This is a genomic window from Tistrella arctica (assembly GCF_039630945.1).
GTDB lineage: Bacteria > Pseudomonadota > Alphaproteobacteria > Tistrellales > Tistrellaceae > Tistrella > Tistrella bauzanensis.
Genome location: NZ_JBBKTV010000007.1, coordinates 433,561 through 454,017, shown reverse-complemented (window position 1 = coordinate 454,017; position 20,457 = coordinate 433,561). Strand labels below are relative to the sequence as shown.

The window sequence follows — 20,457 nt, the reverse complement described above, 5'->3', positions numbered from 1 at the left end:
CGTCCGCGCGGTCGCAGACAAAAAGAGCCTGAAACTCAGGCGCAAGCTCGCAGGCTGGGATGTCAAATACCTCGCTTCCATCCTCGGGTTACCTCTCCGTTAACCTGGATTCGGAGCCCTGGCTGGCCGGGCACCCGCCTGGCGCGCATGTCATGGAGATGATCGCCGCAAAAATACGGCCGTCGGTGAGGCCGGCTGCCGTCAGACACTCAGCATCGGCCGGGCCTGCGGCACCGCGACCAGGGCGGTGTGACTGGCCGAGCCCAGCGCCGCCTGCACCACCGCGCGGATCGGGCTCTCGCCAAACCCGGAACGCGCCATGACATTCAGCCCCTGGAGCACCGCCACCAACATCGTCGCCATCGCCGTGACCTGCGCCGCGTCGGCGCCCGTACCGGCATTGCCAAGAGCACGGGCAAAGGCCTGACGCACGCGCATCAGGTGGACGCGCGTCAGATCTCCCGCCATGTCGTCACGTGGCGCACATTCGATGGCACAATTTGTCATCATGCAGCCCCAGCGCCGCTCACCGGCGATGATCCCCTCGACAACGCGGTCGAAGAACGCCTCTATCGCTGCATAGCCGTCGTCATCGCCATGCTCCAGCCCGGCCAGGGCCCGATCGACCACGCGGACCCGATAACGATCCACCGCCTCGAAGAACAGGCTGCGCTTGTCGCCGAAGGCGGCGTATAGGCTGCTGGGGCCAATGCCCGTCGCACAGCGGATCGCCTCGACCGACGTTCCATCATAACCGTGCCGCCAGAACAGATCGACGACGATGTCGAGCGCCCTTTCGCGGTCGAAGCCTCTCGGCCTGCCCATCTGCGCGCCCCTTCCGCATGTCTCATGACCGGAAAACCGGTGATATTTCCCTCCACACTTACCGTGTGGTTCGCGAACGCCATGTTCTGCCGGGCCCGACCCTACAGGAAGCCGAAGCAGGCGACAGCGAAAAGGGTATGCGTGGTTGCACCGATGCCGCAACAGGCAACGGATCGACGGGTTCACCGGGTGTCGGCAGAGAGCCGATGGCAGCACCGGGCGCCGGCGGCTCAGTGGTCATGTCCCGCACGCGAGCGCACATGTCGGGGCCGGCGATGCCGGCCCATCGCCGGGTAGCTGCAGCACCGCTTCCCGCCGCCATGGTCAAGGCGACCCCGGCAAGCGTCATCGCCTCGTCGAGCTGCCGGTCGCCGGCGATGTCGTTCTGAAACGGCGCGATCAGGTCGAGCCAGGCCGGGGCATCCAGCACCACCAGATGCGGTGGCCGCCACAACAGCACCGACAGGCCGGCCAAGGCGGCCGACCGTCGTGGACCGATGGCCCTGTCCCCCTGCCGCGCCGCCAGTTTCAGCATCCGCCGGGCCCGCCGCTCGCCAAGCAGATGATCACCCGATGCCAGATCCAGCACGGTCAATGCCGCGGCCAGACGCCAGCGGGCATCGCGGCCAGCACTCATGATGCCCCGTCGCCGCCCGCGGACGGGCCGGCGCCTCCGTCCGGCCGCGGGTGTCCCGGCGCCCAGCCGGGCGGCGCCAGTTCGAAGCCCTCGAACAGAAAGGCCGGTGCCACCGTGCAGCCGGCCAGTGTCCACGCGCCCAGGCTGCACGCCGCCTGCCACCAGCCCGCCGGCACCACCTGCACCGGCCGGGCGTCCTCCACCCCGCCGCTGATACCGGCATCCAGGCCCAGCAGGTGGCGTTCAGGCACGCTGTCGTCATCGGCGGCCAGATCCAGCGCCAGGGGGGCGCCCGCATAATGGTGCCACACCTCGCAGGCATCGACACGGTGCCAGTGCGAACGCTCACCGGCCTTCAGCAGAAAATAGATGGTGGTCAGGGCGCCGCGTTCGCCGGCAGCCGCGGGGCTGCGATAGACCTCGGCGAACCAGCCGCCTTCCGGATGAGGCTGAAGTCCCAGTTGCGCAATGATGTGGTCCGCATCCGCAGACAGCGTCGATACCGCCGGCCCCGGACGAGCGTCGCTCGCGGGGCCATGGTTCAAGGGAGTCTGGTTCAAGGGAGTCTGGTTCAGGGGGGCATGGCTCATGGGGCGCGCGTCTCCGCTGTCTCCGTTCATGTCCCGACGCACAACGATAGCGGCCCGAGCCCCCCTTCCGCAATGGCGGCATGAGTCGCTGCGGTCCACCATCGCCCCTATCGGGCCACGACCGGCGGTGGATCTCGGCCGGCGGCGGCAATCTGTTGCGTCCGGGGCCGGTCCGGGGCATGGTCTGCTTATGCCCAACACTTGGCGTCGCGCCCTGATCGTTTTCACCCTGGTCTGGATGACCTTTGTCACGGCGGTGACAGGGGCCGATCCCGCGCATCCGCTGTTCAACGGCTTCTTTCTGGTGCCGCTGGCCGCCTGGATCGGCGCCATGGCGACCCATGGGCTGATTCGCCGCCGGCGTGGCGATCAGCCGGTTTCCCCGGACGACCGCCGGCGGCGCCCCTGATCTCCACGCCATATGCACCCGTCCTGGCCAGAGCCATGACGTCCAGCCTTGTTTCCCGACGACCATGCGACCATAAATAGGGTCACCGGACGCCCCCGGACACCGGCCCGGCCTGCTCGCCTTGCCGGGCCGCGCATTCACTCAGGCTTCTACGACATGACCGAGGGTTCGACCATCGATCAAGCCGCACGGGCGCTGATCTCGGGCGGCGATGCCGAACAGGCTGCCGCCCATGCGGAGCGTAACGCCTGCATGGCGGTTGATGTCGGCGACCGCAACGGCGCGCGCCAGATCTTCTTTCTGCTGGTGCAACGCATCGCCTCGAACGAAGACACCGCCGCCGCCGCTCACCGGCTGTCGCAGGCCGCCGCCGCGATCGGCGAACCGCTGGCGGTGGCCGATGCGGCCGCGGGCGATATCGATGCCGCACGCGACGTGTTCAAGCGCCTGTCGCAACAGGCGGCACGCCATAACCGGGTGCTGCTGCCCGCCATGGCGCGTGTGCTGACCGCGATTGCCGAGGCCCACCGCCAGGCCGGGCGGTTGCGGGTCGCCTTCGATGAAGTGCAGCGCGCCCTGCTGCTGCTGCGGCCCCTGTTCCTGGCCGAGCGAGAGGCGTATGGCCCCTCGATGGCGCCGATCCTTCGCGCCTATCTGTCGCTGGCGCGCGATTCCGGCCAGCCCGTCGACCGGGCCATGGCGCGCGAATTATTCGCCGCCTTCAGCATCGATGCGACACCCCGATCCTGACGATGCCACGCCACGATCGCGGTCTGTCGCGGCATTTGAAAATCGCCTGCCGGGCACGTGACGACACCTCTTTCATCCATCCAGGGTTGCTGATCCACTTTCGCGCCGGGGCGTTCCCTGCTAATTTGTCGCTGTAATTGATCGATGGCCGATCATATCCCGCTAAAGTTCCGTTCAGTATCTCATGATACGGAACAGTCCGGACCGTGGCGCAGACCATGGCCAGCGGCGAGCGGCCAGGATCAACGGGCATCAGCGGGCATAAGGGCAGGCTCCATGGTCAATATCGTGAAGATGAGCGCCGACGCGATCGACGAGGCGGCAGAGGTCATCCGCGCCGGCGGACTGGTGATCACGCCGACGCGCACCCAGTACAACCTGATCTGCGACGCGTTCAACGCCGACGCAATCAGCCGGGTGTTCGAGGTGAAGAAGCGCACCAAATTCGGGCCGCTGACACTCTCCATCGCCGATCCGGCGACCGCCGCCGATTACGTGACGGTGCCCGATTGGGTCGAGCCGGATGCGCTGACCCGATTGTGGCCGGGAGAGCTGACCGCTATCTTCTGGAAAGCCTGCGATCTGCCGGCCGGCTTCACCATGGGCTATGACACGCTGGGCGTCGCCTGCCAGGGCGCCTCGCCGCTTGAAGACATCATCCGTGCCGCCGGCCGGCCGGTGGGCGCCACCTCGGCGAACATCTCGGGCCAGGGCGACATTTTCGTGGATCTGGACAAGGCCGTGGCCGATATCGGGACCGGTGTCGACCTGATCATCGATTATGGCCGCGACACCGCCGGCGCCGCATCAGAGAGCGCGGTCAAGGCCAACACCATCATCGACCTCACCTTCGACCGCCCCTATCTGGTGCGCGGCGGCATTTATCCAGTCGCCAGAGTGCAGACCGTGTTTCCCGATCTCGATCCCGACAGCGACGCCTATAAGGCGCGGCTGATGGAGCGGGTCGAGCAGGTGCGCGCGCGCGCCGTCGGCGCGTGAGGGGGCGGCGATGAGCATCGCGCTGGTCTATGTCTATCGCATCCTGTCGCGGCTGTATTTCCACCTGCCGATCCTGTTCGTGTTCTTCTACGAGCACGGGCTGGATATCTTCCGGCTGGAACTGCTGCTCGCGGCCTATGGTCTCACCATCTGTCTGGCCGCCGGTATTGCAGCACCGCTGGGGCGACGGCTGCCGCTGAAGGGCGTCATCGCCACCGGCGAGGTGCTGAAGGCGCTGGGCCTTGCCATGATCGTCGCAACCGCGGTGCTGGTCACCGACGGGGGCGTCGCACTCACCCCGCTGATGCGGCCGCTGGCCATCGATCAGGGTTTCTGGTGGCTGCTGGCGGCGCAGGTTCTGGGGGGCATCGGCTACAGCCTGGCGCAAGGCACCGACTCGGCCCTGCTGCGCAGCCTGCATCGCGATGACCAGATGACGGCCTATCGCGGCCATGAAAGCCGCACCGCATCGCTGATCTTCCTGGCGGTGCTGGTGGCGGGGGCGATCGGCAGCGTTCTGTACCGCTTCGATGCCGAACTGCCGTTCCTGGCGGCCCTGGTCGCGGCCCTGGCCTCGGCCGTGGCCATTCTGCTGGTGAAGGCACCCGCCCCGCCGGTGTCGGCCGCACCGGCCACAGGCGGTGGCGCGGCAGCGGCCAAGCCCGCGGCCACTGGTGGCCGGGTGCAGGGCGAAGCCGGCTGGATGATCTATTACATCCTGATGCGCGCCTTCGCGCTCGCCACCTTCGTGGGCTTCCTGCCGGCGCTGTTCTTCCTGACCCTGAAGATCGACCTCTACTGGTTCGGGCTGGTGCTCAGCCTGTTCAATCTGGCGGCCTTCCTGTCCGCGCGCTATGCGGTCAAGGTGATGGACCGGATCGGCACCCGTGCCATCGCCGTGGTGATGCCGGCCATCGGGCTGGTCTCGCTGGTGCTGTTCGCCACCGCGTCGCAGAACCTGATCGCCGGTCTGGCGGCGATCACCGCACTTGGCCTTGCCACCGGCGGCATCCGGCCGGTGACCATGACCAATCTCAACAAGCTGCCGATGGCGCCAGCGGCACGGGCCCGGCTGATCGGCCGCATGGAACGCTGGTATGGGCTGACCAACGCGGCGGTCCTGGCGGTGGGCGGCTGGTTCCTGGCCGCTTATGGCTTCGTGCCGCTGATGACCGGCGTCGCCGCCCTGTTCGCGGTGCTGGTGCTGGCCTATGCGCTGGCCGGCAGCCGGCTGATCGGCGCCACCGTGCGTCAGCCGGCGGCGAAGGCGGCCTGAGACATCCTCACCCTCTCGGATCGGCGGGCGGCGGCGTCAGGCCGCCTGCTGATCCCGCAGCATCTCGATCGCCTGGCGGACATGGGGGTCGAGCCCGGCACCGCCGGCCGCCAGATGCTCCAGAATGCCCGCCCGCATCCGCGGATCCCAGAACTGCCGGATGTGATCGGCGGTGCCATGCGCCGCCTGATCGGTGCCTTGCGACACGAAGAAGCGGCCGATCTGGTTGGCCATGGACACCAGTTTTTCAGAGGTCATCCCGCCATCCCTTGCTCTGCGGCCGGAACCCTGTCCGGCCGGGTGAAGATCTCGAAACCATCGGCGCGGGCAATCGCGATCAATGTCAGCCCCGCCGCCTCGGCCATGCGCACCGCCAGCGCGGTCGGCGCCGACACCGCGATCATCACCGATACGCCGATACGCGCCGCCTTCTGCACCATCTCGATCGATACCCGGCTGGTGATCACCAGCACGCCATCGGCGGCATCGATCCCCGCGCGCGCCAGGGCGCCCGCCAGCTTGTCGAGCGCATTGTGCCGGCCGACATCCTCGCGCAGCAGCATCAGCCCGCGTGCCGGATGCCAGAAAGCGGCCGCATGCATGGCGCGGCTGATCCGGCCCCAATGCTGCGCCGGCGGCAGGCTGTCCAGCGCCGCCGCCACCTGGCCCGGCGTCATGGTGATCCCCGGCCCAACAGCCCTTGGCGGCCGCATCGCCGCGGCCAGACTGTCGATGCCGCACAACCCGCAGCCGGTCGGGCCGGCGACATGGCGCCGCCGCTCGATCAACCCGGCGGCGCGCTCGGCCGACAGCCAGATCCGGAGGTCGATGCCATCGGGCACCGTCACCGCATCGATCGCCTCGATCTGGCCGGGCGCGTCGATGATCGCCTCGTTCAGGCTGAACCCCACCGCCAGATCCTCAAGATCGGCGGGGCTCGCCATCATCACCGCATGGGTGCTGCCGTTATAGGTGAAGGCGATCGCGGTCTCTTCGGGGATCACCCGGTCGTCGGCCGCCCCCTGCCCCGCCCGCCAGCGCAGGTGACGGGTCGCGGCCAAAGGGCTGACAGCGGGGCCGATGTCGTCGTCACTCGGCGGCATCGGCGGCGATGCGGCGGCTCTGTCGTCCATGATCGTCATAGCGGGTCTGCCAGTCGGTGGGTCCGTTGGACGGCGACACCTGCACGGCGGTCACCTTGTATTCCGGACAGTTGGTTGCCCAGTCGGAATAATCGGTCGTCACCACATTGGCCTGGGTCATCGGATGGTGGAAGGTCGTATACACCACCCCCGGCGCCACCCGGTCGGTGATCGTGGCCTTCAGCGTCGTCGCACCGGCGCGGCTTTGCAGCTTCACCAGATCGCCATCCCGCACGCCGCGCTGTTCGGCGTCATGCGGGTGGATCTCCAGCACGTCCTCCTCGTGCCAGCGGCTGTTCTCGGTCCGCCGGGTCTGGGCGCCGACATTGTACTGGCTGAGGATGCGCCCGGTGGTCAGCAGCAGCGGGAAGCGCGGACCGGTGCGCTCGTCGGTCGGCACATATTCGGTGATCATGAACCGGCCCTGGCCGCGCACGAAGCCCTGCATATGCATCACCGGCGTACCCTCGGGCGCCGCCGCGTTGCACGGCCACTGGATCGAGCCCAGTTGCTCCAGCCGGTCATAGGACACGCCGGTGAAGGTCGGCGTCACCCGGGCGATCTCGTCCATGATCTCCGATGGATGGCTGTATGTCATGGCATAGCCCATGGCATGGGCGATATCCAGGGTGATCTCCCAGTCGGCCTTACCCGATCGCGGCGTCATCACCCGCCGCACGCGCTGAATGCGGCGCTCGGCATTGGTGAAGGTCCCGTCCTTTTCAAGGAAAGTCGATCCGGGCAGGAAGACATGGGCATAGTTGGCGGTCTCGTTCAGGAACAGATCCTGGACGACCACGCATTCCATGGCGGCAAGCCCGGCGGCGACATGCGCCGTGTTCGGATCGGATTGCAGGATGTCCTCGCCCTGAATGTACAGGCCCTTGAAACTGCCCGACACCGCCGCATCCAGCATGTTGGGGATGCGCAGGCCCGGTTCACGGTCGAGCGTCGTTCCCCACAACTCTTCAAACATCGCGCGGGTTGCATCATCGGCGACATGGCGATACCCCGACATCTCGTGCGGGAACGAGCCCATGTCGCAGGCGCCCTGAACATTATTCTGGCCGCGCAGCGGGTTCACCCCCACGCCCTTGCGGCCGATATTGCCGGTCGCCATCGCCAGATTGGCGATCGCCATCACCGTGGTCGAACCCTGGCTGTGCTCGGTGACGCCCAGACCGTAATAGATCGCGGCATTGCCGCCGGTGGCATAGAGCCGGGCGGCGGCGCGCAGCGCCAGCGGGTCGACGCCGGTGGCATCGGCCACCGCTTCGGGCGCGTTCTGCGGCGCCGCCACGAAATCCGCCCAGGCCTGGAAACTGTCGAGGTCGCAGCGTGCCCGCACGAAAGCCTCGTCGACCAGACCTTCGGTGACGATGACATGGGCCAGCGCCGTCAGCACCGCGACATTGGTGCCGGGGCGCAGCGGCAGGTGATGGGCCGCCTGAACATGAGGCGTGCGGACCAGATCGATCCGACGCGGATCGATCACGATCAGTTGCGCGCCCTGCCGCAGCCGCTTCTTCATCCGTGACCCGAACACCGGATGGCCATCGGTCGGGTTGGCGCCGATCACCAGGATGACGTCGCTGTCTTCGACCGAGTCGAAATCCTGGGTGCCGGCCGAGGTGCCGAAGGTGGTCTTCAGGCCATAGCCGGTCGGTGAATGGCACACCCGGGCGCAGGTATCGACATTGTTGTTGCCGAAGCCGGCCCGCACCAGCTTCTGCACCAGAAAGGTCTCTTCATTGGTGCAGCGCGACGAGGTGATGCCGCCCACCGACACCCGGCCGTATTTGCCCTGGATGCGGCGGAACTCCCGCGCCACATGGGCGATCGCCTCGTCCCAGCTCACTTCCCGCCACGGATCGGTGATCCGCTCACGCAGCATCGGGTTCAGAATCCGTTCGCGATGGGTGGCATAGCCCCAGGCGAAGCGGCCCTTGACGCAGGAATGGCCGCGATTGGCCTTGCCGTCCTTATAGGGCACCATCCGGATCAGGTCTTCGCCGCGCATCTCGGCCTTGAAGGTGCAGCCGACACCGCAATAGGCGCAGGTGGTGACGACCGAGCGTTCCGGCAGGCCCTTCTCGATCACCGCGGTTTCCATCAGGGTCGCGGTCGGGCAGGCCTGAACGCAGGCGCCGCACGACACGCATTCACTGTCGAAGAACGTCTCCCCCATGCCGGCGGCGACACGTGAGCCGAAACCGCGATCCTCGATGGTCAGCGCGAAGGTGCCCTGCACCTCTTCGCAGGCCCTGACGCAGCGTGAGCAGACGATGCATTTCGACGGATCATAGGTGAAATAGGGCGTCGAGCTGTCCTTGGCCGCTCCTAAATGGTTCTCGCCCTGATAGCCATAGCGGACATCGCGCAGGCCCACGGCGCCGGCCATATCCTGCAATTCGCAATCGCCATTGGCGGCACAGGTCAGGCAGTCGAGCGGGTGGTCCGAGATATAAAGCTCCATCACCCCCCGGCGCAGCTTCTGCAGGCGCGGGGTCTGGGTGCGCACCACCATGCCGTCGGCGACGGGTGTGGTGCAGGATGCCGGCGTGCCGTTGCGCCCCTCCACCTCGACCAGACACAGCCGGCACGACCCGAAGGCGTCGAGCATGTCGGTCGCGCACAGCTTGGGGATCGAGCCGCCGGCCTCGGTCGCCGCACGCATGATCGACGTGCCCTCGGGCACCTCGACCTCGCGCCCGTCGATGGTCAGGCGGACAGTGGTTCCGGCACGGGATGCGGGCGTGCCGTAATCGATCTCGTGGATCAGCGACATGGCGTGCAACTCCTCATTCCGCGACGGCGAGCGGGGACTTCAGGCCGAAATCTTCCGGGAAATGATCAAGCGCGCTCAGCACCGGATAGGGCGCAAAGCCGCCCAATGCACAGAGCGAGCCGAATTTCATCGTCTCGCACAGATCGCGCAGCAGCGTTTCCTGCGCCGGACCGTCGCCGGCGCCCATCCGGTCGATGACCTCGACGCCGCGCGTCGAGCCGATCCGGCAGGGGGTGCATTTGCCGCAGCTTTCGATCGCGCAGAATTCCATGGCGAACCGCGCCTGGGCGCGCAGATCGACGGTGTCGTCGAACACCACCACCCCGCCATGGCCGATCAGCCCGCCGGCCGCCGCGAAGGCTTCGTAATCGAAGGGCGTATCGAACAGGGCGCGCGGGAAATAGGCGCCGAGCGGCCCGCCCACCTGCACCGCCCTGACCGGCCGGCCGCTGGCGGTGCCGCCGCCGATCTCGTCGACCAGCTCGCCCAGGGTCATGCCGAAGCCGGTTTCAAACAGGCCGCCGAAGCGGACATTGCCGGCCAGTTGGATCGGCATGGTGCCGCGCGATCGGCCCATGCCGAAATCGCGATAGGTCTCGGGCCCCTCGGCCAGAATGAACGGCACGCTGGCCAGCGAGATGACGTTGTTGATCACCGTCGGGCGGCCGAACAGGCCGTGATGGGCCGGCAGCGGCGGCTTGGCGCGCACCTGGCCACGCTTGCCCTCGATACTGTCGAGCAGGGCGGTTTCCTCGCCGCAGACATAGGCGCCGGCGCCCATGCGCAGCTCGATGTCGAAATCATGGGCCGAACCACCGATCCGCGTGCCCAGCAACCCATCCCTGCGGGCGGCCTCCAAGGCCCGGCCGAACGCCACCGCGGCATGGGGATATTCCGACCGCAGATAGACATAGCCCCGGCTGGCCCCCACCGCGATGCCGGCGATCACCATGCCCTCGATCAGCACGAAGGGGTCGCCCTCCATGATCATCCGGTCGGCATAGGTGCCGCTGTCGCCTTCATCGGCATTGCAGACGATATATTTCTGCGGCGCCTGTGCCGCGGCGACGGTCCGCCATTTGATGCCGGTCGGGAAACCGGCGCCACCCCGGCCGCGCAGGCCAGATTGCACCACCGCCTCGACGATGCCCTCAGGCCCCAGCTCCAGCGCCCGTTCAAGGCCGACACCACCGCCATGGGCGCGATAATCGGCGGCACTGGCCGGGTCGACCACACCGCACCGCCCGAAGGTCAGCCGGGTCTGGCGGGCCAGGAACGGGATCGCTTCGGGCGCACCCAGCCGCAGCGGATGGTCGCCACCATGGAGCAGCCCGGCCGCCACCAGCCCGGCCACGTCTTCCGGCGCCACCGGACCATAGGCGATCCGCCCGGCCGGTGTCGCCACCTCGATCATCGGCTCCAGCCAGAACAGGCCGCGCGAACCGGTGCGGATGATCTCGACCGCGTGGCCGGCGGCATGGCGGCCGATGGCGGCCGCGACATCGTCGGCGCCCAGCGCCACCGCCGCCGCGTCTGCGGGAACATAGATCCGCGCGGTCATCGTGCCACCTCCGCTGCCGGCGCAACGCCAGGGGATGCGGGCGAGCGCGGTTCAAGCCCCATCGCCTCGTCGATCAGCCGGTCCAGCCGTGCCCCGCCCAGCCGCGCCGCCAGCCGGCGGCCGCCGGCGACCGCCGGGCCTTCCAGCATCGCCGCCGGCGCGGTCGCACACAGGCCAAGGCAATAGACCGCCGCCACCGCCAACTGCCCGTCGGCACTGGTCCCGCCCAGCCCGGCACCGGTGCGGCGCGCGACCTCGTCGGCGACGGCGCCGGCACCGGCGGCCTGACAGGCCTCGGCCCGGCACAGTTTCAGCACCCGCGGCGGCAGCGGGGCCTCGTGAAAATCATGATAGAAGCTGACCACGCCATGGACATCGGCCCGGCTGATGTTCAGCGCCTCGGCGATCATCGGCAGCGCCGCGCGCGGCACATGGCCAAAGGTCGCCTGGATCTCGTGCAGGATCGGCAACAACGCCGTGCGGCCAGCCGCCGCCATATCGTCGATGATCAGGGCGCCCGCTTCGGGCGTCCAGCTTGGGAAGTCGTTCATGCCGGCAGCCCGTTCTTGATGTTATGGGCACAGTCCTCATGAACCAGAGGATGGCGCCGGCCGACGGCTGCATCAACAGCGCGTTTCCGTCACACGATCAGCTTTTCCTATCGTCGCGATCGGAAACCCCGGGTGAAAGCCGCCCCGCCGCCACCAGGCGCCGAACCTCGGTGAACAATGCCGCGGTCAGCGGCATCATCGGCTCGCGATGCGGCGCGACCAGCCCCACTTCGTGGCTCATATCCGGGCCGGTCAGGGGGATGGCGCCGATCCGGCCGTCGCCCACCAGACCCAGCGCACCGGCCAGTCCCGCCGGCATGATCGTCGACCAGCCGGTGGTGCGGACATGGGCGCTGAGCACCGACACCGAATTCGATTCCAGCACCGGCGCCGCATCGGCATCGGCGGCCTTCAGCATACGGTCGATGATCCGGCGGTTCTGCATGTCCGGGGTCAGCAGGCAGAGCGGCAGACGCGCGGCATCGGCCCAGGTGATCGCCGCCAGCCGGCCGGCCGGGCTGTCGGTCGCGGTGATCAGGTGATACCGCTCCCGATACAGCGGCACCGTGCCGACCCGGCCCAGCGGTTCGTTGTCGAGATAGGTGACGCCGGCCTCGACCGCCAGATCATCGACCAGCTTCAGCACCTCGGTCGATGTGCAGGTGCGGATCGAGAAGCGGACATCCGGGTTGCGGGCGCGGAATGCCGTGGTCAGTTGCGGCGTGATGCCAAGGGCCGTCGGGATGACCGCGATCCTGAGCGTCCCGCTGAGGCCGCGCTTCAAGGCATCGATTTCCTGGCGCATCGCCCGGGCGTCACCCACGATCCGCCGCGCCCAGTCCAGCACCCGCAGACCTTCCGGCGTGAAGCCCCTGAAGCGCGAGCCGCGTTCCACCAGCATGGCGCCCATCGTGTCTTCCAGCGCCTTGATGCCGGCCGACAAGGTTGGCTGCGATACGCCGCAGGACTGGGCCGCCCGGCCGAAATGGTGTTCCCGCGACAGGGCGAGCAGGAATTCGAGCCGGTCGATCACCTGAACGCCCCCTTCAACTGGTCATCGGCTGACTGGTCATCCGGCCACGGGACGATCCGGTGCCGTCAGCCAGTTGTAGCGGGATGGTCCGGCGCTGCCAATCCCGCAGCCGCTCGCCGCCATGCGCAGCGGCCGCCAGGAGCGTGATCAGCAACCACAACCTTAACGCGACGCAACAAGATGTTTGTCGTCCTGACTTCCGCGCGTTATACATATCATAAGTTGCATTTTGTGTTGGTCATTGACATAAAATCGGCAAAGCCGCCATTCGCCAAAGCGAGGCATCCGCCACCACCGGCACCAACCGCCGGCAGCATCATCGACGGGGCAAGCCATGGATCAGGCATCCGACGGGATCATCCACATTCAACGGCCGCCAGAGGCCGCAGCCGGGAGCCGGCGGGTGATGGTGTTCGACACCACGCTGCGCGACGGCGAACAGGCGCCGGGCAATGTGATGACGGCCGGGCAGAAGGTCGAGATGTTCCGCCGGCTGGATGCATTGGGGCTGGATCTGGTGGAAGGTGGCTTCCCGGCCTCGTCGGGCGAGGATTTCGAGGCCTTCCGCGAGATGGCGCAGGGGCCGCGCCAGACCCGGATCTGCGCCTTCTGCCGGGCGGCGGAGCGCGACATCGACATCATCGCCGACGGCTTGGGCAGCAGCGGCAATGCCCAGATCGAAATTCTGCTGGTGGGCTCCGAGATTCATCTGGAACACAAGCGCCGGATCACGCCGCAGGAGGCGGTCGACGAGGCGGTGCGCAGCGTGCGGCACGCGGCATCGCTGGGCTTCACCGACATCGCCGTCGCACCCGAGGATGCCACTCGCGGGTCGCTGGCCTTTCTGGAACGGCTGCTGAAGGCCAGTGTCGAGGCCGGCGCACGAACCATCGCCATTCCCGACACGGTCGGCTGTGCCCTGCCCCACGAATTCGCCCGGCTGGTGCGGCTGATGCGCGGATGGGTGGGGCCCGATGTGATCCTGTCGGCGCATTGCCATGACGATCTGGGGCTGGCGCTCGCCAACACGCTGGCGGCCCTGGAAGCCGGGGCAGACAGCTTTCAGGCGACGCTGTGCGGTATCGGCGAGCGCGCCGGCAACACCGCGCTGGAAGAGGCGATCGCCCAGTTGCGGCTGAACGGCCCGCGCATGGGGCTGAAGACCGATGTGGCACTGGCGCCGGTTCTGGATGCCGCGCGCGCGCTGCGCGACATGATCCATCTGCCGCTGATGCCGACCAAGCCGCTGCTGGGCAGCGATGCCGGCATCATCACCGCCCCCACCCATCTGGGCTGGGGCAGCCGCAGCACCGATTTCTGGCCGGTACCGCCGGTATCGTTGACCGATGCCCCGGCCCAGGCCGCGGCGGCGGCCGTCGCGGCGGCCGATCCGACCGGCGCGTCCACAGGCAACGCCGTGATGGTGGCCGGCACGCCGCGCAACGCCATCACCCGGCGCCTGGCCGAAGCCGGTGTGGTGATCGATATCGACAAGATCGACGCGGTCTGCGACCGGCTGGCGGCCGATCCGGCCCCCGACCGCTTCAAGGACCATGGCGCCCTGGCCGCCCTGTATCGCGAGGTCGCCGACAGCGGCACCGGCCTGCCGCACTGAGCGGGCCGACACGCCGCATCCCCCCCCCTGATCGCCTGAACACCCGGCCTCAACACCCGGCACCGGCGCGCGTCACGTGACCGGGGCCGGCTTTTGCCTGGAATTGACATTCTATTTTTGTTCTTAAAGATGGTTACACAATCAGCGCTGTTATTATAGAGTGCCGCGACGGGCAAGAGCGAGACCCGATCAGGCACCATCCAGGGAGCGAAGCCATCATGACCCAGTACCGTCACCCCGAGACGGCCGTGCTGCACGCGGGCTACCGCGCGGATCCCACCACCGGTGCGGTCGCGGTTCCGATCTATCAGACGACCTCATACCAGTTCCCCAGCACGGAACGCGCCGCCAACCTGTTTGCGCTGTCGGAGCTGGGTAACATCTACACCCGGATCATGAACCCGACCACCGATGTGCTGGAACAGCGCCTCGCCGCCCTTGAAGGCGGTGTCGCGGCGCTCGCCGTCGCATCGGGTCAGGCCGCATCGGCGCTGTCGATCCAGAATCTGGCGCAGGCCGGCGACAATGTCGTCTCCTCGACCGATCTGTATGGCGGCACCTGGAACCTGTTCGCGAACACCTTGCGCCAGCAGGGCATCGAGGTCCGGTTCGTCGACCCGTCCGATCCTGAGAATTTCCGCCGCGCCACCGACGGCCGCACCCGCGCCTATTACGGCGAGACCCTGCCCAATCCGAAGCTGAAGGTGTTCCCGATCGCCGAGGTGGCCGAGATCGGCAAGTCCTTCGGCATTCCGCTGATCATCGACAACACCGCCGCACCGATGATCGCCCGGCCCTTCGACCATGGCGCCGCGATCATCGTCTATTCGACCACCAAATATATCGGCGGCCATGGCACGTCGATCGGCGGCGCGATCATCGACAGCGGCGCCTTCGACTGGGAGGCCTTCCCTGAGCGTCAGCCGCTGCTGAACACCCCCGATGCCAGCTATCACGGCGCGGTCTGGACCCAGGCCGTGAAGCCGCTGGGCCCGATCGCCTATATCATCAAGGCGCGCGTCACCCTGCTGCGCGATCTGGGCGGCGCCGCCTCGCCGTTCAATTCCTTCCAGACCATTCAGGGCCTGGAGACGCTGCCGCTGCGCATGCGCGAGCACAACAAGAACGCCACCCTGGTCGCCAAATATCTGTCGGAACATGCGGCGGTGGAAACCGTCACCCATCCGAGCGTCCAGACCGGCCTTGCCCGCGAACGCGCCGACAAATACCTGAAGGGCGGCTATGGCGCGCTGATCGGCTTCGAGATCAAGGGCGGCGCCGCGGCGGGCCGGGCGTTCATCGAGGCGCTGAAGCTGCTGTATCACGTGGCCAATATCGGCGATGCCCGCAGCCTGGCCATCCATCCCGCCACCACCACCCACAGCCAGTTGACCGAGGACGAGCAGCGCTCGGCCGGCGTCACCCCCGGCTATATCCGCCTGTCGATCGGCATCGAGCATATCGACGACATCATTGCCGATATCGATCAGGCGCTGGCCGTCGCCACCCAGAGCTGATCGCGACCGGGGCTGATCGTCACCGGGGCGGAGCCTGCCGGCTTCGCCCCGGTTCGTCGCTCCGCAGTTTTCACATGACTGGTATGTTGTCATTTTGGAATTGACATGCGACGCACGCTGTTCTATCTCTGACTCATCGCGCCGATTTGAGCCACAGCTTGCGGGCGCATTACAAATGCAGCTAAAGCGGAGGGGTTGGAAACCCGCGCGACGCTGTCACGCGGGTTTTTTCGTGTTGGGAGTCCGGGCAGGCCCGATCGGCCGGCCGGACGGGATCGCGGCGGCCGCCACCCCTGCCCCGCGGTCCACATGCATCAGATCCAAGGACACCGGTCCCCATGTCTATCACGTCAGGTCTTCTGAAGACGCTTGGTGGCGCCGCCGCCATTTTCGGCCTCATCGCCGCCGCCCCGGCCATGGCCGAGACGATCACCATCGGCGTCACCCCCGGCCCCCATGCCCAGATTCTGGAACAGGTGAAGCCGATCGCGGCCGAAAAGGGCCTTGAGATCAAGATCATCGAGTTCAGCGACTATGTCGTGCCCAACCAGGCGCTGGCCGCGGGCGACATCCAGGCCAACTCGTTCCAGCACCAGCCCTATCTCGACAATCAGAACGCCGATCGCAACTATGGCCTGACGTCGATCGCCAAGACCGTGGTCTTCCCACTCGGCATCTATTCCAAGAAGATCAAGAGTCTGGACGAGATCAAGGACGGCGACAGCATCGCCATCCCGAACGACCCCACCAATGGCGGCCGCGCCCTGCTGCTGCTGGAAAGCCGCGGCCTGCTGACCCTGCGCGACGGCGCCGGCCTGAAGGCCAGCCCGCTCGACATCGAGACCAATCCGAAGCATCTCCGGATTCTGGAACTGGATGCGGCCCAGTTGCCCCGGTCGCTGGACGATACCGCCGCATCGGCCGTGAACACCAATTACGCGGTCGAAGCCGGGCTGGACCCGATCAGGGATCCGATCGCGCGTGAAGCGGCCGAGTCGCCCTATGCCAACATCATCGCCGTTCGCGAACAGGATGCCGACAAGCCCTGGGCGAAGACGCTGGTCGAGGCCTATCACGACCCGGCCATCAAGAATTACATCAACGAGACCTATAAGGGCGCCATCGTCGTCGCCTGGTGACAGGCCGATCGATCGGGCGGCCCTGCCAGGGGAACGCTTGCAGCCAGGGCCCCTGTAGAACGACATCGCCGGCCGGGTGCGCTTGCCCCGGCCGGCGATGTCGTTTGCAGACCCTCTTCGTTCAGGCCACCTCGTTGCGCGCGATGCCGGCCGCTTCCCAATAGCCCTCATCCCAGGTTTCGTGGGCGTGCGTGTCGCGGTCATACGGATTGTCGGCGGCGGTCAGGCCGTCGAGAAAGGCGATGAAGCCTTCCTGAAGCTCGCGCTCCACCACCGGCTGCGCGGCACTGCCGGGCGCCACCACGGCGTCGGGCGGAACGTCGAGCGAGCCGTCGAGTCCCGCCGCCGGGTCGATGACCATGCCGCGCCGGCGCGCCAGATGGGCGCGGAATTCGGGATAGCGCATCAGCACGGTGTCGTCGATGCCATCCGGGCAATCGCTCAGCGCGGCGCGGCCGCGATCGGTCAGGGCCAGCAGCCCGTCGCCGGCCCGGCGGATCAGCCCCGCGACCAGAAGCCGGCGCAGATCGACGACCACACGGCGGTCGAACTCGGCACGGGCCGCCGGATCACGCAGTTCCGGAGAGGTCGGCTCCACCCGCGCCAGGTCGGCGAGCAGGCGCGCGCCGACCGCGTGCTTGTCGGCATCGCGGTGGCCGAGCAGGCGAAGCGCTGTCAGCATGATGGTCGAGCTGGAGGGCCGGACCTCGGTCTGGAAGGGCATGATGCTGTCCTCGGTCTTGATGATCGGACCGGGCGCCGGCACCGGTCCTCTTAAGACTTCATGTGGCAGCGACATGCGATCGTCACAAGACGTAAAAAAGGGCTTTTCAAGTGGCTCATGACTGGCTATAAACCGCGCACCCACCGGGACATGGTGGGCCTCGCGAGAGACTGCGGGGGTGTAGCTCAGTTGGTTAGAGCGCCGGCCTGTCACGCCGGAGGCCGCGGGTTCAAGTCCCGTCACTCCCGCCACTCGCACGGGTTTCAAAACGCCCGGTCCATCACATGATGGGCCGGGCGTTTTACTTTTCCTGTCCTTGGCCGGCGCGCCGATCGCGACAGCGCCGAAGAGCGCGCATTTCGCCAGCGAATCACAACCATTGATGTTGACGGCCCGTCCGCCGCTTTCTACGCTTTCCCGATCACAGGGCCCGATCGCAGGGGCCGGCGCCGCCGCGCGATATGGCGGTCCCGTCCCTCATTGTCGGTCAGGCCCCCTGATCGATCAGGTTCCCCCTTATCGATCAGGTTACAGGCGATCGGGTTGCTGGAAGGATTGCGGGCGTGATGACGACGGTGCTGACCGACGAACTGATCCTGTGCGCAGCGCCCCCCGCTGATCGCGACATCGATGCGGCGGGCTTTGCCGCCATCTGGCTGGCGGCGGATGTCTATGCCCGTGGCCAGCGGCTTCTTGGCCGGTCGGCACGGGTTCTGATCGCCGCCGGCGGTGGGCGGGATGGCGACGGGGCCGGCGCGCCCGCAACCCTGCGGCGGGCCGGCGTCGATATCGACGGCGTGCTGACCCTTGGTGGCGGCACCCCCGGCGTGCTGCCCCTGCGACGCCACAGGCCCCGCCAGATCGGCGACCGGCCGATGCCGGTGCGCCTGACGGTTTTCGCCGGGCGGGACGTGGTTACCGCCCGCAGCCTGATCGACGCGGTCAGCGAGATCGATGACCTGGGGCCGGTCACCGACACCCGCATCATCGCGCCGCCGCCGCTGACCGATCTGTCAGGGGGCAGTTTCGACCCCAGCACCGGCCGCGCCATTTTCCTGACCGACCTTCTGGACCGGATGCCGGCCGAAGCGCTGCGCTTCTATCTGGCGCTGATGTCCGAGCCGCAGGACGCGCGCGAATTGTCGATGGCCGATCTGGCCCGCACGCACAACCTGTTCATGGTCCGCGATCTGGGCACGTCGCTCGCCGCCATTTCCAACCTCGATCCGGTGGCGGGCACGGCGCTGGCGCAGGACCGGCCGGAAGACGATCTGATGCTGGATTTCCGAAACCGCCTGCATGCGGCGCTCGACGCCCGCAGCTTTTCGCTGGCGGCCCTGGCCGGCGTGGTGCTGGGGGTCAACGGCCAGATGAAGCAGGCGCGTCTTTATGGCACGCCGGAACGTATCCCGCGCCTCGCCGGCCTGTTCCAGCTCTTCGCCCGCCCCCTGATGCCCGCCGCCGCCGATGGCATCGCGGCCTTTCTGGGGCTGGGTCAGGGCTGGGGGGAGCCGTGGGCCCGCGTCGGCGGCGAAATTCCGTCCTGCAGCGCCCGTCTGGTGCGAGGATCGGCCCCCGGCTTCGACGCTGTCGATGAGGCAGCACTGGTGGCGCTGGAATCCGGCATGGCGGCGGCCTGACGCCCAGGTGCAGCCGGACACCCGCCCGATTAAACAACCGGTTCAGTCAGACAGCCCATTCAGACAGGCAGCCCATACGATCAGGCAGCCCGCTCAGTCGAACAGGCTGTCGATATCGCTTTGCGACACCTTGCTGGCATCGTCGATCGGGCCGTTGAGCAGCCGGGCATCGCCCTCGCGTTCCGCCGGCGGCGGCAGTGCTGCCACCTGATCGTGGCCGACGATTTCCAGCAGCTCTTCAAGATGGGCGTCGACCTGCTGCAACACCCGGCGGACCTTGGCGATGCGCTGGCCGGTCAAATCCTGAAAGCCGCAGGCCTCGTAGAGCGCGGTGATTGCCAGACCGGCATTGGCGAGCGCCGCATGTGCCTGATTCTCCGGTGCCAGTTCGGCGCTCACCGCATCGAGGGCAGCCTCGATCGCCTCGATCTGCGACAGGATCGCTTCGGTGGCCGCCTCGGTCCCTTCGACCACGCCTTCCAACGCCTCGGCGGCCAGGGTCAACGGGTCTTCGCTCGCGGCCGGATGCCTCAGCACCGCCACCGCGCGCCTGATCCGATCGATAGGCGCGGCCTGTGGCATTTCCATACCGACATCGCCCCAGTCGATGTCATCGTCTGCAGGCTCGGTTTCGTCCGTCGCCATCCGTGCCCGTCTCCTGGCCGTCATGTCTCCGGCCGGGGCCGGACCACGTCTCTCAAGCGCCATGCAGCGCCGTCGGGCGAAGTTTAAGGCATTCACCCCGGGCGGGAAAGCGTCGCCCGCCGGCTTTTCGCAGTGCGACAGAGACATGTGTCGCCTCGGCACCGAGAATGCATGACGGGCGGTAAAGAATGTGTCAACGCACCCGCACGCGATGCAGACATCACGCACGGAAGCGCCCTCCGGAATGCTTCCGCGCTCTGACGATTATTCGTCGCAGATGCGCCGGGAAATTTCCGGCAGAGAACGCGGCGCGCTGCGTCTCTGTACAACCGGCAAGCGAGGCATCAAAGGCCCTCACCAGATCCTGCCTGCCTTCGATGTGCGGATGGAAGAGGCATAAAGCCCGCTGTCGGCGTCGCAGAACAGACGTCGGCAGGCCCGACGTCCGGATAGGCCGGTCATCGCCTGCCTCTTGTCGTCGACAACAGCCGCGCCCGCATCTGGATGCGAAACGCCTCTTCAAGATCAGCCGCCTCAAACCGGTATCCGGCCATCCGGGCAAGGGCGATGATTGCGGCCATATCCGTCGGCGCGGCGGCAGCGACCGGTGATTCCC

The 20,457-nt window shown here is 67.4% G+C and carries 20 protein-coding genes and 1 tRNA gene; 9 read left to right on the top strand and 12 right to left on the bottom strand.

From position 1 onward, the window contains the following. Positions 1 to 201: 201 nt before the first annotated feature. Genes WG924_RS18340 through WG924_RS18330 form a run of 3 tightly spaced genes read right to left on the bottom strand, consistent with a single transcriptional unit; the run spans position 202 to position 2,052 of the window. Positions 202 to 825 carry a TetR/AcrR family transcriptional regulator gene (locus WG924_RS18340; protein ID WP_345934540.1) on the bottom strand — a complete coding sequence of 208 codons (624 nt, stop codon included), beginning with the start codon at positions 823 to 825 and terminating at the stop codon, positions 202 to 204. Positions 826 to 883: 58 nt separating this feature from the next. Then, entirely contained in the window at positions 884 to 1,462 is a 579-nt protein-coding gene (locus WG924_RS18335) for a hypothetical protein (protein ID WP_345934539.1), read from the bottom strand. Beyond that, positions 1,459 to 2,052, bottom strand: a complete 594-nt coding sequence (locus tag WG924_RS18330; protein WP_345934538.1) for a cupin domain-containing protein — start codon at positions 2,050 to 2,052, stop codon at positions 1,459 to 1,461. Before WG924_RS18330 ends, WG924_RS18335 begins: the two co-directional genes overlap by 4 nt. Positions 2,053 to 2,242: 190 nt before the next feature. Here WG924_RS18330 and WG924_RS18325 point away from each other — a divergent pair, with 190 nt between their 5' ends. The 4 genes from WG924_RS18325 to WG924_RS18310 all read left to right on the top strand — a co-directional run bounded on the left by WG924_RS18325 (position 2,243) and on the right by WG924_RS18310 (position 5,486). Then, positions 2,243 to 2,461, top strand: a complete 219-nt coding sequence (locus WG924_RS18325; RefSeq protein WP_345934537.1) for a hypothetical protein — start codon at positions 2,243 to 2,245, stop codon at positions 2,459 to 2,461. A gap of 156 nt (positions 2,462 to 2,617) precedes the next feature. Beyond that, positions 2,618 to 3,211 carry a hypothetical protein gene (locus tag WG924_RS18320; protein WP_345934536.1) on the top strand — a complete coding sequence of 198 codons (594 nt, stop codon included), beginning with the start codon at positions 2,618 to 2,620 and terminating at the stop codon, positions 3,209 to 3,211. Positions 3,212 to 3,487: 276 nt separating this feature from the next. Next, positions 3,488 to 4,210 (top strand): L-threonylcarbamoyladenylate synthase, encoded by a 723-nt coding sequence (locus tag WG924_RS18315; RefSeq protein WP_345934535.1) that lies wholly within the window; start codon positions 3,488 to 3,490, stop codon positions 4,208 to 4,210. Positions 4,211 to 4,220: 10 nt separating this feature from the next. After that, the gene (locus WG924_RS18310; protein ID WP_345934534.1) at positions 4,221 to 5,486 is read left to right on the top strand and encodes an MFS transporter; all 1,266 of its coding nucleotides are present in this window, start codon (positions 4,221 to 4,223) and stop codon (positions 5,484 to 5,486) included. Between the two features lie 36 nt (positions 5,487 to 5,522). On the opposite strand, the gene WG924_RS18305 is transcribed toward WG924_RS18310, so the two are convergent. The 7 genes from WG924_RS18305 to WG924_RS18275 form a co-directional block, all read right to left on the bottom strand. Next, entirely contained in the window at positions 5,523 to 5,744 is a 222-nt protein-coding gene (locus WG924_RS18305; protein WP_345934533.1) for a formate dehydrogenase subunit delta, read from the bottom strand. Continuing rightward, positions 5,741 to 6,619, bottom strand: a complete 879-nt coding sequence (gene fdhD, locus WG924_RS18300; RefSeq protein ID WP_345934532.1) for a formate dehydrogenase accessory sulfurtransferase FdhD — start codon at positions 6,617 to 6,619, stop codon at positions 5,741 to 5,743. Before fdhD ends, WG924_RS18305 begins: the two co-directional genes overlap by 4 nt. Continuing rightward, a complete protein-coding gene (gene fdhF, locus WG924_RS18295; protein WP_345934531.1) occupies positions 6,576 to 9,416 on the bottom strand; it encodes a formate dehydrogenase subunit alpha in 2,841 nt (946 codons plus the stop codon). The genes fdhD and fdhF overlap by 44 nt, the downstream gene beginning before the upstream one ends. 13 nt (positions 9,417 to 9,429) lie before the next feature. Further along, positions 9,430 to 10,977 (bottom strand): formate dehydrogenase beta subunit, encoded by a 1,548-nt coding sequence (locus tag WG924_RS18290; protein WP_345934530.1) that lies wholly within the window; start codon positions 10,975 to 10,977, stop codon positions 9,430 to 9,432. Continuing rightward, the gene (locus WG924_RS18285) at positions 10,974 to 11,528 is read right to left on the bottom strand and encodes an NAD(P)H-dependent oxidoreductase subunit E (RefSeq protein ID WP_345934529.1); all 555 of its coding nucleotides are present in this window, start codon (positions 11,526 to 11,528) and stop codon (positions 10,974 to 10,976) included. Before WG924_RS18285 ends, WG924_RS18290 begins: the two co-directional genes overlap by 4 nt. A gap of 97 nt (positions 11,529 to 11,625) precedes the next feature. Beyond that, the gene (locus WG924_RS18280) at positions 11,626 to 12,561 is read right to left on the bottom strand and encodes a LysR family transcriptional regulator (protein ID WP_345934528.1); all 936 of its coding nucleotides are present in this window, start codon (positions 12,559 to 12,561) and stop codon (positions 11,626 to 11,628) included. Between the two features lie 13 nt (positions 12,562 to 12,574). Then, complete coding sequence (locus WG924_RS18275; RefSeq protein WP_345934527.1) at positions 12,575 to 12,715, bottom strand: hypothetical protein; 141 nt, start codon at positions 12,713 to 12,715, stop codon at positions 12,575 to 12,577. A gap of 180 nt (positions 12,716 to 12,895) precedes the next feature. Between WG924_RS18275 and WG924_RS18270 the strand changes: the two genes are divergently transcribed. The 3 genes from WG924_RS18270 to WG924_RS18260 all read left to right on the top strand — a co-directional run bounded on the left by WG924_RS18270 (position 12,896) and on the right by WG924_RS18260 (position 16,832). Further along, on the top strand, positions 12,896 to 14,176 hold the full coding sequence (locus tag WG924_RS18270) for a LeuA family protein (protein ID WP_345934526.1): 1,281 nt from the start codon (positions 12,896 to 12,898) through the stop codon (positions 14,174 to 14,176). A gap of 218 nt (positions 14,177 to 14,394) precedes the next feature. Further along, entirely contained in the window at positions 14,395 to 15,693 is a 1,299-nt protein-coding gene (locus tag WG924_RS18265) for an O-acetylhomoserine aminocarboxypropyltransferase/cysteine synthase family protein (protein WP_345934525.1), read from the top strand. Between the two features lie 338 nt (positions 15,694 to 16,031). Beyond that, positions 16,032 to 16,832 carry a MetQ/NlpA family ABC transporter substrate-binding protein gene (locus WG924_RS18260; RefSeq protein ID WP_493660857.1) on the top strand — a complete coding sequence of 267 codons (801 nt, stop codon included), beginning with the start codon at positions 16,032 to 16,034 and terminating at the stop codon, positions 16,830 to 16,832. A gap of 121 nt (positions 16,833 to 16,953) precedes the next feature. Here WG924_RS18260 and WG924_RS18255 read toward each other — a convergent pair whose 3' ends face one another. Next, on the bottom strand, positions 16,954 to 17,631 hold the full coding sequence (locus WG924_RS18255; protein WP_345934524.1) for a hypothetical protein: 678 nt from the start codon (positions 17,629 to 17,631) through the stop codon (positions 16,954 to 16,956). 99 nt (positions 17,632 to 17,730) lie between these two features. On the opposite strand from WG924_RS18255, the gene WG924_RS18250 reads away from it, so the two are divergent. Both WG924_RS18250 and WG924_RS18245 read left to right on the top strand, forming a co-directional pair. Continuing rightward, positions 17,731 to 17,807: transfer RNA gene (locus WG924_RS18250), tRNA-Asp, on the top strand. A gap of 315 nt (positions 17,808 to 18,122) precedes the next feature. Then, positions 18,123 to 19,196 (top strand): class I tRNA ligase family protein, encoded by a 1,074-nt coding sequence (locus WG924_RS18245; protein WP_345934523.1) that lies wholly within the window; start codon positions 18,123 to 18,125, stop codon positions 19,194 to 19,196. Between the two features lie 93 nt (positions 19,197 to 19,289). On the opposite strand, the gene WG924_RS18240 is transcribed toward WG924_RS18245, so the two are convergent. Beyond that, on the bottom strand, positions 19,290 to 19,841 hold the full coding sequence (locus WG924_RS18240; RefSeq protein WP_345934522.1) for a protein phosphatase CheZ: 552 nt from the start codon (positions 19,839 to 19,841) through the stop codon (positions 19,290 to 19,292). Between the last annotated feature and the right edge of the window lie 616 nt (positions 19,842 to 20,457).

Excerpts from the sequence above, each read along its gene's own strand:
- WG924_RS18325 (WP_345934537.1), top strand. The coding sequence starts at position 2,243 with ATGCCCAACACTTGGCGTCGCGCCCTGATCGTTTTCACCCTGGTCTGG.
- WG924_RS18245 (WP_345934523.1), top strand. The coding sequence starts at position 18,123 with ATGACGACGGTGCTGACCGACGAACTGATCCTGTGCGCAGCGCCCCCC.
- WG924_RS18310 (WP_345934534.1), top strand. The coding sequence starts at position 4,221 with ATGAGCATCGCGCTGGTCTATGTCTATCGCATCCTGTCGCGGCTGTAT.
- WG924_RS18240 (WP_345934522.1), bottom strand. The coding sequence starts at position 19,841 with ATGGCGACGGACGAAACCGAGCCTGCAGACGATGACATCGACTGGGGC.
- WG924_RS18255 (WP_345934524.1), bottom strand. The coding sequence starts at position 17,631 with ATGTCGCTGCCACATGAAGTCTTAAGAGGACCGGTGCCGGCGCCCGGT.
- fdhD (WP_345934532.1), bottom strand. The coding sequence starts at position 6,619 with ATGGACGACAGAGCCGCCGCATCGCCGCCGATGCCGCCGAGTGACGAC.
- WG924_RS18265 (WP_345934525.1), top strand. The coding sequence starts at position 14,395 with ATGACCCAGTACCGTCACCCCGAGACGGCCGTGCTGCACGCGGGCTAC.
- WG924_RS18260 (WP_493660857.1), top strand. The coding sequence starts at position 16,032 with ATGTCTATCACGTCAGGTCTTCTGAAGACGCTTGGTGGCGCCGCCGCC.
- WG924_RS18330 (WP_345934538.1), bottom strand. The coding sequence starts at position 2,052 with ATGAGCCATGCCCCCCTGAACCAGACTCCCTTGAACCAGACTCCCTTG.
- WG924_RS18335 (WP_345934539.1), bottom strand. The coding sequence starts at position 1,462 with ATGAGTGCTGGCCGCGATGCCCGCTGGCGTCTGGCCGCGGCATTGACC.
- WG924_RS18315 (WP_345934535.1), top strand. The coding sequence starts at position 3,488 with ATGGTCAATATCGTGAAGATGAGCGCCGACGCGATCGACGAGGCGGCA.
- WG924_RS18270 (WP_345934526.1), top strand. The coding sequence starts at position 12,896 with ATGGATCAGGCATCCGACGGGATCATCCACATTCAACGGCCGCCAGAG.
- fdhF (WP_345934531.1), bottom strand. The coding sequence starts at position 9,416 with ATGTCGCTGATCCACGAGATCGATTACGGCACGCCCGCATCCCGTGCC.
- WG924_RS18320 (WP_345934536.1), top strand. The coding sequence starts at position 2,618 with ATGACCGAGGGTTCGACCATCGATCAAGCCGCACGGGCGCTGATCTCG.
- WG924_RS18285 (WP_345934529.1), bottom strand. The coding sequence starts at position 11,528 with ATGAACGACTTCCCAAGCTGGACGCCCGAAGCGGGCGCCCTGATCATC.
- WG924_RS18290 (WP_345934530.1), bottom strand. The coding sequence starts at position 10,977 with ATGACCGCGCGGATCTATGTTCCCGCAGACGCGGCGGCGGTGGCGCTG.
- WG924_RS18305 (WP_345934533.1), bottom strand. The coding sequence starts at position 5,744 with ATGACCTCTGAAAAACTGGTGTCCATGGCCAACCAGATCGGCCGCTTC.
- WG924_RS18340 (WP_345934540.1), bottom strand. The coding sequence starts at position 825 with ATGGGCAGGCCGAGAGGCTTCGACCGCGAAAGGGCGCTCGACATCGTC.